A 13,148-nucleotide genomic window follows, 5' to 3' on the forward strand; every position below is an offset into this window, starting at 1 on the left:
GTCGGTGTCGCGCCACCACGCGACCCGGTCGACGGCGCAGGTCACCAGGCGATCGACGTGTCCCGCTGCGGCCACAGCCGCACCGGCAGCCGGGACCGTGGCGCCGGGTGGTTGATCGCGTCGACCACCACCGCCAGCTGCGGGTCGAGCCGGCTCGCGGTGGCCGCCAGCTGCCGCCGTACCGTCGCCCCGTACATGGTCACGAACCAGCCTTCGGTGCCGGTGGCGCGGACGATCTGGGCGAGCGCGGCGGTCCGGGCGTCGACCGCGACGACCCGGCCGAGGGCGTGGCCGAGCCGGACCCGGGGGCCGACCGCGCGGACCGGATCCATCGCCGGGAACCGGGTCGTCATCCGGCGGGTCACCGGATGGCGGACCTGTTCGGTGCGCAGCACGCCGAGGGTCTCCAGATCCTCAGCGACCACCCCGGGCAGCCCTGGTCGCATCAGGGCGATCCAGTCCGGCACCGGTTGGCGTTGTTCCAGCCGCAGTTCGGCCAGCAGCGGGTCGGCGACCGGGTCACCGAGCGGCTGCCCGTCAACCGGCACCAGCAGGTCGTCGCGGACCTCGGCACGACCGGCGAGGATCAGCGTGGCGATCGCGGCGCCGGCGAGCCCGGCACCGAGCAGATCCCGGCCGGCCATCGGCCGGCCGGTGCTGTCGTCGAGCGCAACCAGGAAGAACTCCTCGGTCAGCGTCAACTCCGTCGGAGTTCGAGCACGGCGCATCGAGTCGTCCCCTGCGGCGGTTTCTGGTGCGCGAGCCGAGCAGGGCCGCGGGAACGGCCCGGCAAGGACGGATGACCTTGCTGAAGCGGAACCTTACGACGCCGGACCAATCAGCTCAAGCCATTCCTTTGTTGGAAACCGGTAAATGTTCCTTCGACAGCGCCGAAATGCCACCCCGGACCAGGTATCGCACCGGCGCCGGGTTAGCGTCTGCTGGTGGACCTGGCACCAGCAGCAGTCCGGTCGGCCACCCCGCCGGCCGGGGACCTCCGTGCCCGCCGCCTGTCCGGCCGACGGGCCGCCGCCGCCAGCGATCTGGCGGCGAGTCCGTTCCGGGCCGACCGGGACCGGATCGTCTCCTCACCGTTCTTCGCCCGGCTCGGCGGCGTGACCCAGGTGATCAGCCCGGGCGGCTCCGGCCTGCTGGTGCACAACCGGCTCACCCACAGCCTCAAGGTGGCCCAGGTGGGCCGGGCCGTCGCCGAGCGGCTGACGGCCGACGAACGGCACCGGACCCTGCTCGACGAACTCGGCGGCTGCGATCCGGACGTGGTCGAGGCGGCGGCGCTTGCCCACGACCTGGGCCACCCACCGTTCGGGCACCTCGGTGAACGGGTGCTGGACCGGGTGGCCCGGCACCGGCTCGGTCTGCCGGACGGGTTCGAGGGAAACGCCCAGTCCTACCGGATCGTGACCAGCACCGAGATCCGGGGCGAGGCGGCCGTCGGTCTGGACCTGACCGCAGCGGTGCGGGCCGCGATGCTCAAGTACCCGTGGACCCGGCGCACCTATCCGCAGCCGCATCCGAGCCTGCTGCGTCCGGCGCCCCGTGGTGCCGCGGTCGCGCCCGACGATCCGGCGGTGGGGTCGGTCAAGTTCGGCGCCTACACCACCGAGGCGGCCGACCTGCGGCAGGCCCGCGCGCCGTTCGCCGGGGTGATCGAGCCGTGGCAACAGACCGTCGAAGCGTCGATAATGGATACCGCCGACGACATCGCGTACGCCATCCACGACGTGGAGGACTTCCACCGGGTCGGCGTACTGCAGCAGGGCCCGGTCGCCGGTGAACTCGTCACCTGGCAGCGCTCCGCCGCCGAGCTGCGGGAGCTCACCGACGCGGAGATCGCCGCCAGCGCGCACCGCCCCGGCCGGTCCATCGAGCGGCTCCGCCGCCAGCTGCACCGCAAGGACAGCTGGATCGCCTCCGACGAGGCGTTCGCCGCCGCCGTCGAACACGTCCGTCAGGAGCTGGTGGACGGCCTGCTGATGGTGCCGTTCGACGGGTCGATCGAAGCGGAGGAGAGCATCAGCACGTTCTCCGCGCGGTGGACCCGGCGACTGGTCGGCGCGATCGGCGTCACCGCCGACCCGCCGGTACGCTCCGGCCACGTGCTGCTGGCCACCGCCCAGTGGCACGAGGTGCAGGTGCTCAAGTTCGTGCACCACCGGTTCGTCCTCGCCCGGCCGGACCTGGCGCTGCACCAGCGTGGTCAGGCCGATCTGCTGGCCACCCTGGTCGACGCGCTGCACGCCTGGGTGACCGACCCGGACGAGCAGGGGCGGCTGCCCCGCCGGCTGCACGACCTGGTCGAGCTGGCCGAGGCCGAGCTGGCTGCGACCGTCGGCAGCGACACCCCGTCCGGGGCGGGTGGTGCCCCGCGCGACGGCCTGACCGGTGCCCCGGGCCGCAGTCGGGTGGACGGCCTGGCCGCCGCCGCTCAGGGCCGGGCGATCATCGACTACGTCGCCTCACTCACCGACGGCCAGGCGGTCGCGTTGCTGGGCGCGTTGACCGGCCGGTCCGGGCAGCTGTGGACCGATGCGTTCGTGCTGTGACCGGCCCGTCCCGGTAGCGAGTGGCGGTCCAGGCTGCGGTCAGTCCCGCCAGCCGTAGTCCAGCCCCACCAGGCTGGTGCCGACGGTGATCCGGGCCAGGACGCCGACCAGCGCCGCCCGCCGCTGGTCGCGGCTGACCACGTCGGCGGCGTCGGCGTTCAACTGTACGTACCGCTGCCACACCTGCTGTTCGATCTCCTCGGCGTTGATCAGGGAACGGTCACATTCCGTGTCGGGGCAGGCGTAGTGGCGGGTGCCGTCGTCGGTGCTGGCCGGAATCAACAGGCGGTCGCCGCACCACAGCAGACCGCGCAGGATGTAGAGGTCGGAACCGGTCGTGTCACGGCGTGCAGGGTTTACCATGATGCCCATGTCTCATCGCCTCCTGCCAGTGTGTACGGGCCGGAGAGGTGTCCGGTTCGCCGGATCACCGGACCAATGGGCGGGCTGTCGTGGCTGGGCGGGCAGCGGGCGATGTCAGGAGCGGCGGCCGCCTCCCGGCCGGAGGTTCTGCAGCCGCACCTGACCCCGGGCGATCAGCTGATCGTCACCGTCGGTGATCTGGACCTGCCACAGTTGCTGGCTGTAGCCGCGGTGGACCGGCGTGCCGACGGCGATCAGTTCCCCGCCGGAGACCGCCTTCAGGAAGTCGGTCTGGTTGGCCACCCCCACCACTCGGCCCTCGTCACCGAGCCAGGTCGCCGCGCCGATGCTCGCCGCGCTCTCCACCAGCGCGCAGTACACCCCGCCGTGCACGATCCCGAACAGCTGGTGCAGCGCCGGGGTCACCGGCAGCCGCAGCTCCACCCGCTCTGCGGAGATCTCTTCGGCCCGAACGCCGAGCTGTGCGTCGAACCCACCCACTGGCCTGTCCATGGTGCCTCCCATCGGCGTGCGGTGCCGCCCCGTCGGCGAGCGTAGTCAACCGGTGAGAGCGTCCCGCCGGGGATCCGATCCGGTCTGCCGCCGGTCCCGCTCCTGCGGTCCGGGCGGCGGTCCGGCCCGGAGCCCGGGCGGAGTTGCCGGCGGAGTCGGCCTGAGTCGACGCATCGCCGGCAGCTCAACCCACCGGTGCAGCGGCACCGCCAACAGGTAGGACCCGACCAGGAACGCCAGCGTCAACCCGACCGCCTGCCAGGCGGTCCACTCCCGGTCCCGGCCGACGAGGTGCATCACGGTCACGATCACCACGAGATGGAGCAGGAAGAACGCGTACGACACCTCGCCCAGATGGACCGCGACCCGGTGCCGCCACCAGGACCGCCGGCCGTGCAGGTCGGCCAGTGCCGCCGCCGGGACCAGCAGACCGATCGTCACGATCGTCGCCGCGGTGTCGCGGGCCTGCGCCGGCAGCCACTCGACGGCGAGATAGTTCGCCACCCACAGGGCAGTGGCCACCGGCAGTCCCGGACCTCGCCAGGCGCTCCGCCGCACCAGCAGCGCCAGCACGATGCCGAGCAGGAACTCCAACATCCGTACCGGCGGGAAGATGTAGACGAACCAGCGGCGGTGTTCCGCCGCGATCAGCAGGTCGGCCACCACCGGCATCAGCCAGACGGCGGCCGGCAGGGCGACGGCGGTGGCCCGCAACGCCGTCGTGCCGAGCCGGCGCAGTCCCGCGTACAGCAGGGGGAACGCCAGGTAGAACGCCATTTCGCAGGAGAGCGACCAAGTGACCGGGTTGATCCCCAGGTAGTACACGTCCGACGGATGCCAGGCCTGGACCAGCGGTGCCGAGAAGGCCAGCAGCCGCGGCCAGATGTCCGGCAGTCGTGCCGTCAGCATCAGGCCGACGACGGCCGGCACCAGGGCGACCAGATGCGCCGGGTAGACCCGCGCCAGGCGTCCCCACCAGAACCGGCCCGGCCGGTAGCCGGGGCGGACCGACCAGGTGAGTACGAAGCCGGACAGCACAAAGAAGAACGAGACGCCCAGGTCACCGCCGTTGAACAGGATGCCGGCGACCTGGTCGGCCGGCGGGTCAGCCAACGGGATGAACGAGTAGGCGTGCACGCCGAAGACCAGCAGCGCTGCGGCGAACCGCAGCCCGGTCAGCGACGGCAGCCGGCCCGGCGAGGGAGGGGTGGCAGGCACCGGGCCAACATATCCACCGACTTCGCACGTCAAACCGGCGATATCCACCCGTGCATATGCCAAGCGGACGATTGGTTGGCGGTGTGGCAGCGGCCATCAGCCGCGACCGATCGGCCCCGCCGTGGTGGCCCGGCCTGACCAGGCTGACCGCCCCGTCACCTTGGTATGGTGTCGGCCTGTTCGACGAATCAGCCGGTGAATGACATGTGCGCAGGGGCCATCGTGACGCGACCCGCAGCGCCGGGGACGGGACGGGCCATGTCGTCGTCGTTGCCGGCACTGGTGTTCCTGGCCTTCGGCGTTGTCGCCGCCGCGCTCTACGCGGCGTTCGACACGCCGATGATCGCCGGACCGGCCTTCACCGTCGCCGGGGTCGGTGGCGCGCTCGCCGTGACCCTGGGCCCTCGTTGGCACCGGGCCCAGCCCCGCTGGGCCTGGCGGCTGCTCGCCGTCGCCTGCGTGTGCTTCCTCACCGGGGCGCTGGCCCGGCCGTGGGCGGTCGAGCAGGACGGGCCGTACGCATTGACCGCCGACGCCGCCACCGTGCCGGGCTACCTGTTCATGCTGCTCGGCCTGGCCGGGCTGCTGCGCACCCGGGGCCGGCTGCCGTCACACGCGGTGATCGACGGTCTGATCGTCTTCATCGGCGCGGCGCTGTGCTCCGTACTGCTGCTGGCGGTGCCGGCGGGCAGCATCACCGACCGGCCGGCCCTGGTCTCGGCGCTCGCCGCGCTGTATCCGATCTTCGACGTGATCCTGATCCTGCTGCTGGTCAGCCTGGCCTTCACCACCGCCGTACGGCGGCCGAGCTACCTGCTACTGGTCGCCTCCATGAGTCTGCTGGTGGTCGGCGACGTGCTGTACGCCATCATCGGAGTCTCCGGTCAGCTCACCGGATCCCGGCTGCTGGATCTGCCCTTCATGCTCGGCTTCCTGCTGATCGGCGCCGCCGCCCTGCACCCCTCCGTGGTCGACCTCGGCCAGGCGGCCCGACTGCCGGTGCAGGCCTGGTCCTGGCAGCGGCTGCTGCTGATCGGCCCGGCGCTGGCCGCGCCGTTCGTGCTCACCGTCTTCGTCTCTGGCCGGTCGACAGCCGACCGGCTGGCACTCGGCGTGGGCGGCGCCGCCATGGTAGTGCTGCTGATGATGCGGGCGGTCTCCGCCGTCCAGGGGTACGCCGCCGCGCAACGGCGCTACGAACACCGCGCCACCCACGACCCGCTGACCGGCCTGCCGAACCGGTTGATGCTCGCCGCCGAGGTGCGCCGGCTGCTCACCATCGGTCGGCCAGCGGATGCCGGGGTCTGGGTGTTCTTCCTCGACCTCGATGGCTTCAAGCTGGTCAACGACTCGTGGGGGCACCACGCTGGCGACCAGCTGATCGCGCAGATGGCGGCCCGCCTGCGGGCGGCGCTGCCGGCCGCGGCGACGGTCGCCCGGGTCGGTGGGGACGAGTTCGTCGTGGTCCAGTTGGGCAGCCGCGCGCAGGCCGTGGCGCTGGCCGACCGGATCATCGACTGTGTGCACGAACCGCTGCGGATCAGGCAGGTCGAGGCGGTGATCACCGTCTCGGTCGGGATCGCCGGGACCCACCTAGACGACGATGGCGCGGGCAACGATCCGCCGGTGACCGCCGACGCGTTGCTGCGCGACGCCGACACGGCCATGTACCAGGCGAAGGCCGACGGTCGCGGCCGCTGGGTGATGTTCGACGCGTCGATGCACGAGCGGGTCCGCGAGCGGGTGGAGATCGAACAGGCCCTGCGGATCGCCCTCAGCGAGGACGATCTGCGCATCGCCTTTCAACCGATCGTCGACCTGGAAAGCGGCAGCCTGATCGGCGCCGAGGCACTGCTGCGCTGGGAACACCCGGGCCGGGGCAGCATCTCACCGGCGGTGTTCATCCCGATCGCCGAGGACACCGGGCTGATTGGCCCGATCGGACGCTGGGTGCTCGACCGGTCGTTGCGGCAACTGGCACAGTGGCGGGCGGACGGCACGGTGACGGCAGATTTCTGGATGTCGGTCAACGTGTCGCCCCGCCAGTTGCGTGACCCGGGTCTGATCCGGGCGTTGGACGATGCGCTCGACCGTCACCAGGTGCCGGCCTCCGCCGTCGTCCTGGAGATCACCGAGTCGGTGATGATCGACCCGACCAGCGCGACCGGCCAGGTGCTGGCTGACCTGCGGCAGCGGGGAATTCGGGTCGTCGTCGACGACTTCGGCACAGGGTTCTCCGCATTGGGCTATCTACGCAAGCATCCGGTCACCGGGGTCAAGGTGGACCGGGCGTTCGTCGCCGGCCTCGGCCAGAGCGCCAAGGATGAGGAGATTGTCAGGGCGGTGGTGGCGATGAGCAGCGCCCTGCACCTGACCGTGGTCGCCGAGGGGGTGGAGACCCCGCTGCAGCAGGGCGTGCTGGCCGTCCTCGGCGTGCTGTTCGGGCAGGGCAGGCTCTGGGGAGAGCCGGTCGGCCCGGCTGAGTTCGCCCGACGGTGGGCAGACCGACCCGCCGACCCGGTGGACGGGCCAGTGGTGCCGGCTGCCGGACAGGTTCAGGGGCGCGGCGGCAACTCGTAGAGCCAGAACGTCTGCTCGTCCAGCCGGGTCGCTCGCGCTCCCTCGGTCAACGTCCCCAAGGTCTGATGGATGGCCCGGCCGAGCCCGATCTGGTCGTTGCGGCGGCAGATGTCCAACGCCGCGACCCCGTCGCTGTCCTGCACGCGTTGCCACATGTCGGCGATCACCGATTCGAAGATGCCGCTGCCTCGGTACCGCGGATGGACGGCGAAGAAGCCGATGTACCAGATCCGGCGTTGCGCGTACAGGTCCGGCCAGCGGTGGGCGAAGTAGTCCGGGGAGATCAGCGGCATGGACTCCAGCTCGTTGGTGAAGGTGGCGAGCGCGGTCAGCAGATCGGGGGACCGGTCGTCGCGCCCCAGATACTTCAGCACCCGGGTGTCGCTCAGCACCTGGTCGAACTCGACCCGGTACATCACGTGCCGTTGGACCGCGGTGACCCGGAGTTCGTCGAACGCCGTGGTGTACAACTGCCAGGTTGGTTCGGACAATTCGGGTGGGATGCTCGTTTCGACCTGAATGCGCATCACTGTCCTCCGGGCCCGCGCCGGTAGGCGGGGGTGGACGCGAGCCCTGCCACCGAGTATGAGTGACCGCTGAGCCCAAGGTCAGGTTGCGGCCGGCGGCCGGAACTTTCCGGCACCGGCATCGATCCGCGCAACGTCCGGCTGCGTACTGCTGTACGGGCACAACGGTGCGCCGCGCCCGCGAACGCCGAGGAGGGGCAGTCATGCAGCGACCGGCACAGGGGGGCGAACCAGCCGCGATCGAACTCGGCGAGGTGCAGGGTCCAGCGCCGGCACGGGAACCCAATCCGATGCGGCGACCCGATCCTGCCTGGCATGGTCCCACGGCCGGGTATCCACCTGAACCGGCCAACAACCCGCAGCGCCTCGACCTCGACGAGCCGGTGACCGTGCCGCCGCGCCTGGTGCCGCCGCCACCGTGGCTGGCCCGGGAACTGGACCGACCGGAACCGGTCACTCCGGCGGTACCGTTCTTCGACTCGGAACCAGACATGTCCGTGCCGACCGGTCGCGGTCCGCGCCGACTAGCGATGGTCGTCACCGGGCTGGTGGCGCTGTTCCTCGTCGCCGCGTTGGTCGGGGCCGGCGTCGTTGACACGCTGCGGACCGCCTCGGACACCGTCGCCGCCGATTCCCCGTTGCCGGCCGCCGATTCCCCGTCGCCAACCGCCGATTCCCCGTCGCCGGCCGCCGATTCCCCGTCGCCGGCCGCCGGCTCCGATGCGGTCGACCCGGCCACCGTCGCCCCGGAGCCCGCCACCGAACGCCTGGTGACCGGCCCGCTCGGCGAACTACAGCAGGCCGAATTCAACCTGGTCAGCGGTACCACGACGGTCAGCATCCGGGCCGCCGACCTCGGCGACGACCTGTACCGGATCCGAACCCCGATCGACGCCGACGTGCAACCACGGGTGATCGCCGACGGCGACCGGATCAAGCTGCACCTGGTGCCGAACGACCAGCCCGGGCCCGGTGTCGTCGACATCGAGCTGCACTCGTCGGTGCGCTGGCAGTTGCGGCTCACCGGCGGCGTCGCGGAACACTCGATCGACCTGACCGATGCTGAACTGAGCGGAGTGGACATCGTCGGCGGGGCGGCCCGCATCGAGCTGTCCCTGCCCGCGCCGGACGGCACCCTGCCGGTGCGGATGACCGGCGGTGCCAACCAGTTCGTGATCAACGCCCCGGACGGGCCGCCGGCCCAGGTCCGGTTCGGGTCCGGGGCGGCCAGTGCCACCATCGACACCCGCAGCCACGACGGCATCGCCCCCGGTGCGGTCTTCACCGGCCAGGGTTGGGCGGGCGCGACCGACCGGTACGACATCGACGCCGTCGCCGGGCTGTCTGTGCTCACCCTGCAACGGAACTGATTGACTCACTCGGCCTGCTCGGCCTCGTCCATCACCCGGTAGATCCGCGGTTCCGACACCGGGTACGGGGTACCCAACGCCTGAGCGAACACGTTGACCCGCAGCTCCTCGATCATCCAGCGGATCCGCCGGGCGGCTTCGGTGTTGTGCCGGGCCGGCGGCAACCCGTCGAGCATCTGCTGGTACTCCCGGCGTACCGTGTCGATCCTGGCCTGCTGGTCGCGGTCCCGGCGCGGATTCTGCGGCAGCTTCTCCAACCGGCGTTCGATCGCGGTCAGATAGCGCGGCAGGTCCGCCAGCCGGGCGTACCCGGTGGCGGTCACGAACCCCGGATAGACCAGGGCGGCGAGCTGCTCGCGGACGTCGGTGAGCGCGGCCACCAGCGCGAGATCGGTGGTACGGCCGAGCCGTTGCTGCACCGCGTACGCCGCCGCCAGCACCTGGCGTACCCGGGAAACGATCTCGACCGTGACGTCGACCAGCCCGGCGCGGACCTGCTCGCGTAGCGCGACGAAGCCTTCGGCGTCCCAGGCCGGCCCGCCCGCCTGCGTCATCAGCAGGTCCGCCGCCGCCCCGGCGCAGTCGTCCAGCAGCTCGACGACGTTGCGGTACGGGTTGCGGCTCAATGCCAGCTTGTCCTGGTTGGACAACCGACCGGAGACGAACTTCGCCGGCGACGGCAGGGTGAGCAGCAGCAGCCGCCGGGTGCCGGCCCACATCGACCGGTCCCGCACGGCGGCGCTGTCGAACACCCGGACCGCGACGCTGGCACCCTCGTCGACCAGACCCGGGTACGCGGTGATCCGGTAGCCGACCCGGTCCTGCTCGACACTGCGCGGCAGCGTGCCGATGGTCCACTCGCGCAGCCCGCGCCGCTCCACGTCCGGCGCGGCGGCCGCCACCACCTTGCGTACCTCGGTGGTCAGCTCGCGGCGCAGCGTGGCCAGGTCCTTCCCCTCGGCCAGCGGCTTGTCGTTCTCGTCGACCACCCGGAAGGTGACCCGCAGGTGCGGCGGCACCTTTGTCAGGTCCCAGGCGTCGTGCGGCACCACGACGCCGGTCAGCCGCCGCAGTTCCCGGCCGAGCGCGTCCAGCAGCGGCTCGGCGCCGGGCTTGATGGCGGCCAGCACCGCGCGGGCGAAGTCGGGCACCGGCACGAAGTTGCGGCGCAGCTGCTTCGGTAGCGACCGGATCAGGGCCACCACCAGCTCCTCCCGCAACCCGGGCACGTGCCAGTCGAAACTGTCGTCCGGCACCTGGTTGAGCATCGCCAACGGCACGTCGACGGTCACCCCGTCGGTCCCGGTACCGGGCTCGAAGCGGTACGTCAGCGGCAGCGCCACCCCGTCGGAGTGCCACTCGTCCGGGAAGTCCGCCGGGTCGATGCGGCCCTTGCCCTGGTTGACCAGCATGTCCCGGTCGAAGGTGAGCAGGTCGGGCCGGTCCCGGCGGGCCTTCTTCCACCAACTGTCGAAGTGCCGGCCGGAGACCACCTCGGCCGGAAGCCGTTGGTCGTAGAACTCGAACAGGGTCTCGTCGTCGACCACGATGTCCCGGCGGCGGACCCGTTCCTCCAGCTCGCCGACCTCGTCGAGCAACGCCCGGTTGTCGTGGAAGAACCGGTGCGGGGTGTGCCAGTCGCCCTCGACGAGGGCGTGCCGGATGAACAGCTCCCGGCTCAGCGCCGGATCGACCCGGCCGAAGGTCACCTTACGTCCGGCGACCAGCGGTACGCCGTACAGAGTGACCTTCTCATAGGCCATCACCGCCGCCTGCTTCTTCTCCCAGTGCGGCTCGCTGTACGAGCGTTTCACCAGGTGACCGGCGAGCGCCTCGACCCACCCGGGTTCGATCCTGGCGACCGTACGGGCCCACAGCCGGGACGTCTCGACCAGCTCGGCGGCCATCACCCAACGGGGCGGTCGGCGGGCCAGCGCCGAGCCGGGGAAGACCGCGAACTTGGCTCCCCGGGCACCCAGGTACTCCGGCTTGGCCGGATCCTTCACCCCGACGTGCGACAGCAGGCCGGCCAGCAGCGACTGGTGTACGGCGGTCGGCGCGGCCGGCTCACCGCCCCGGTCGACCGGTACGTTCATCCCGCGCAGCACCTGCCGGATCTGGCTGTGGATGTCCTGCCACTCGCGGACCCGCAGGTAGTTGAGGAACTCGGCGCGGCACATCCGCCGGAACGCGCTGCCGGACCGCTCCCGCTGCTGCTCCCGCAGGTAGCGCCACAGGTTGAGCAGCGCGACGAAGTCGGACTCGGGATCGGCGAACCGGGCGTGTGCCTGGTCGGCCTGGGGTTTCTGCTCCGCCGGCCGCTCCCGGGGGTCCTGGATGGACAGCGCGGCGGCGATCACCGCGACCTCGTCGACGCAGCCGTTGCCCTCGGCCGCGAGTACCATCCGGCCCAGCCGGGGATCCACCGGCAGCTGCGCCAGCCGTCGGCCCACCTGGGTCAACCGGGGCGGCAGGCCCGGCGACGGTGGCTCGATCGCGCCCAGCTCGTGCAGCAGCGCGACGCCATCGGTGATCTGTCGACGATCCGGCGGCTCGACGAACGGGAACGCGGCGATGTCGCCCAGCCCGATCGACGTCATCTGCAGGATCACCGAGGCCAGGTTGGTCCGCAGGATTTCCGGATCGGTGAACTCCGGTCTCGACTCGAAGTCGGCCTCGTCGTACAGCCGGATGCAGATGCCGTCGGAGGTGCGCCCGCAGCGGCCCTTTCGCTGGTTGGCCGACGCCTGCGACACCGGTTCGATCGGCAGCCGCTGCACCTTGAGCCGGTTGCTGTAGCGGGAGATCCGCGCCGTACCCGGGTCGATCACGTATTTGATGCCCGGCACGGTCAGCGACGTCTCGGCGACATTCGTCGCCAGCACCACCCGCCGGCCCGGATGCGGCTGGAAGATCCGGTGTTGTTCGGCGGCGGACAACCGGGCGTACAGCGGCAGGATCTCCGTATCGCGCAGCCGGGGCCGGTTGGCGACCAGCTTGCCCAGCGCGTCGGCGGCGTCGCGGATCTCCCGCTCGCCGCTGAGGAAGACCAGGATGTCACCGGGGCCTTCGCCGGCCAGCTCCTCGACCGCCGCGCCGATCCCGTCGACCTGGTCGAGCGTCACGGTGCCCGGGGTGGCGTCGGGGTCGTCCGGGTCGACGGTCTCGCGCAGCAGCGGCCGGTAGCGGACCTCCACCGGATAGGTACGCCCGGACACCTCGACCACCGGCACCGGTGGCCGGCCCGGCTCGCTGAAATGGTCGGCGAAGCGCTGCGGGTCGATCGTCGCCGAGGTGATGACCACTTTCAGGTCGGGGCGGCGGGGCAGCAGTTGCTTGAGGTAGCCGAGGATGAAGTCGATGTTCAGGCTGCGCTCGTGGGCCTCGTCGATGATCAACGTGTCGTACTGGCGCAGCATCTTGTCGTGCTGCAGCTCGGCCAGCAGGATCCCGTCGGTCATCAACTTCACCAGGGTCTGGCCGCCGACCTGATCGTTGAACCGGACCTTGTAGCCGACCACGTCGCCCAGCGTGGTGCCGAGCTCGTCGGCGATCCGGTCGGCGACGGTACGGGCGGCCAGCCGACGCGGCTGGGTGTGCCCGATCAGCCCGCGCACCCCACGACCCAGCTCCAGGCAGATCTTCGGGATCTGGGTGGTCTTGCCCGAGCCGGTCTCGCCGGCCACGATCACCACCTGGTGGTCGCGGATCGCCGCTGCGATGTCCCTGGCGCGTTCGCTGACCGGCAGCCCGGCGGGGTAGCTGACCTGCGGCACCGCGTCCCGCCGCCGCTGCACCGCCTGCCGGGCCGACGCTACCGCGCTGGCGATCTCGTCGATTGCCGACTGCCGGGCCTGCGGATCCCGGACCTTGCGCACTCCGTCGAGGCGTCGCCGCAGCCGCCGCTCGTCACGAAGCGTCAGCTCGGGGAGGAGTTTCAGCAGTTCAGGGGCGGAGCGCGCGGCGGAGGGCGGGTTCATGGCGTTGCCCACGATACCCGCCGCCCCTCGCCC

The 13,148-nt window shown here is 71.3% G+C and carries 9 protein-coding genes; 3 read left to right on the forward strand and 6 right to left on the reverse strand.

Annotation, left to right across the window (positions count from 1 at the left end; all coding sequences use genetic code 11):
- Positions 1–41 precede the first annotated feature (41 nt).
- Entirely contained in the window at positions 42–728 is a 687-nt protein-coding gene (locus tag ACFHWU_RS21405; protein WP_416556726.1) for a GOLPH3/VPS74 family protein, read from the reverse strand.
- A gap of 216 nt (positions 729–944) precedes the next feature.
- Between ACFHWU_RS21405 and ACFHWU_RS21410 the strand changes: the two genes are divergently transcribed.
- Positions 945–2,564, forward strand: coding sequence for a deoxyguanosinetriphosphate triphosphohydrolase family protein (locus ACFHWU_RS21410; RefSeq protein WP_416556725.1), 1,620 nt, complete (start codon positions 945–947; stop codon positions 2,562–2,564).
- A 39-nt stretch (positions 2,565–2,603) separates the two neighbouring features.
- On the opposite strand, the gene ACFHWU_RS21415 is transcribed toward ACFHWU_RS21410, so the two are convergent.
- The 3 genes from ACFHWU_RS21415 to ACFHWU_RS21425 form a co-directional block, all read right to left on the reverse strand.
- Positions 2,604–2,936, reverse strand: a complete 333-nt coding sequence (locus ACFHWU_RS21415; RefSeq protein WP_416556724.1) for a zinc ribbon domain-containing protein — start codon at positions 2,934–2,936, stop codon at positions 2,604–2,606.
- Positions 2,937–3,041: 105 nt separating this feature from the next.
- The gene (locus ACFHWU_RS21420; RefSeq protein WP_416556723.1) at positions 3,042–3,440 is read right to left on the reverse strand and encodes a PaaI family thioesterase; all 399 of its coding nucleotides are present in this window, start codon (positions 3,438–3,440) and stop codon (positions 3,042–3,044) included.
- A 45-nt stretch (positions 3,441–3,485) separates the two neighbouring features.
- Positions 3,486–4,658, reverse strand: a complete 1,173-nt coding sequence (locus ACFHWU_RS21425; protein ID WP_416556722.1) for an acyltransferase family protein — start codon at positions 4,656–4,658, stop codon at positions 3,486–3,488.
- A gap of 222 nt (positions 4,659–4,880) precedes the next feature.
- On the opposite strand from ACFHWU_RS21425, the gene ACFHWU_RS21430 reads away from it, so the two are divergent.
- The gene (locus ACFHWU_RS21430; RefSeq protein WP_416591407.1) at positions 4,881–7,238 is read left to right on the forward strand and encodes a putative bifunctional diguanylate cyclase/phosphodiesterase; all 2,358 of its coding nucleotides are present in this window, start codon (positions 4,881–4,883) and stop codon (positions 7,236–7,238) included.
- Here the strand turns inward: ACFHWU_RS21430 and ACFHWU_RS21435 are convergent.
- A complete protein-coding gene (locus ACFHWU_RS21435) occupies positions 7,214–7,765 on the reverse strand; it encodes a hypothetical protein (RefSeq protein WP_416568893.1) in 552 nt (183 codons plus the stop codon). The two genes, ACFHWU_RS21430 and ACFHWU_RS21435, sit on opposite strands and share 25 nt — an antisense overlap.
- Positions 7,766–7,968: 203 nt before the next feature.
- Here ACFHWU_RS21435 and ACFHWU_RS21440 point away from each other — a divergent pair, with 203 nt between their 5' ends.
- Positions 7,969–9,135, forward strand: a complete 1,167-nt coding sequence (locus ACFHWU_RS21440; protein WP_416591408.1) for a hypothetical protein — start codon at positions 7,969–7,971, stop codon at positions 9,133–9,135.
- Positions 9,136–9,140: 5 nt separating this feature from the next.
- Here the strand turns inward: ACFHWU_RS21440 and hrpA are convergent, their stop codons facing one another.
- The gene (gene hrpA, locus ACFHWU_RS21445) at positions 9,141–13,115 is read right to left on the reverse strand and encodes an ATP-dependent RNA helicase HrpA (RefSeq protein ID WP_416591409.1); all 3,975 of its coding nucleotides are present in this window, start codon (positions 13,113–13,115) and stop codon (positions 9,141–9,143) included.
- Positions 13,116–13,148: the final 33 nt, after the last annotated feature.

Origin of the sequence: Micromonospora sp. LOL_015 (genome assembly GCF_048060275.1) — a bacterium.
Taxonomy (GTDB): Bacteria; Actinomycetota; Actinomycetes; order Mycobacteriales; family Micromonosporaceae; genus Micromonospora_E.

What these genes read in the sequence shown, in the direction of transcription:
- ACFHWU_RS21405 (WP_416556726.1), bottom strand. Translation starts at nt 728, where the DNA reads ATGCGCCGTGCTCGAACTCCGACGGAGTTGACGCTGACCGAGGAGTTC.
- hrpA (WP_416591409.1), bottom strand. Translation starts at nt 13,115, where the DNA reads ATGAACCCGCCCTCCGCCGCGCGCTCCGCCCCTGAACTGCTGAAACTC.
- ACFHWU_RS21440 (WP_416591408.1), top strand. Translation starts at nt 7,969, where the DNA reads ATGCAGCGACCGGCACAGGGGGGCGAACCAGCCGCGATCGAACTCGGC.
- ACFHWU_RS21415 (WP_416556724.1), bottom strand. Translation starts at nt 2,936, where the DNA reads ATGGGCATCATGGTAAACCCTGCACGCCGTGACACGACCGGTTCCGAC.
- ACFHWU_RS21435 (WP_416568893.1), bottom strand. Translation starts at nt 7,765, where the DNA reads ATGCGCATTCAGGTCGAAACGAGCATCCCACCCGAATTGTCCGAACCA.
- ACFHWU_RS21420 (WP_416556723.1), bottom strand. Translation starts at nt 3,440, where the DNA reads ATGGACAGGCCAGTGGGTGGGTTCGACGCACAGCTCGGCGTTCGGGCC.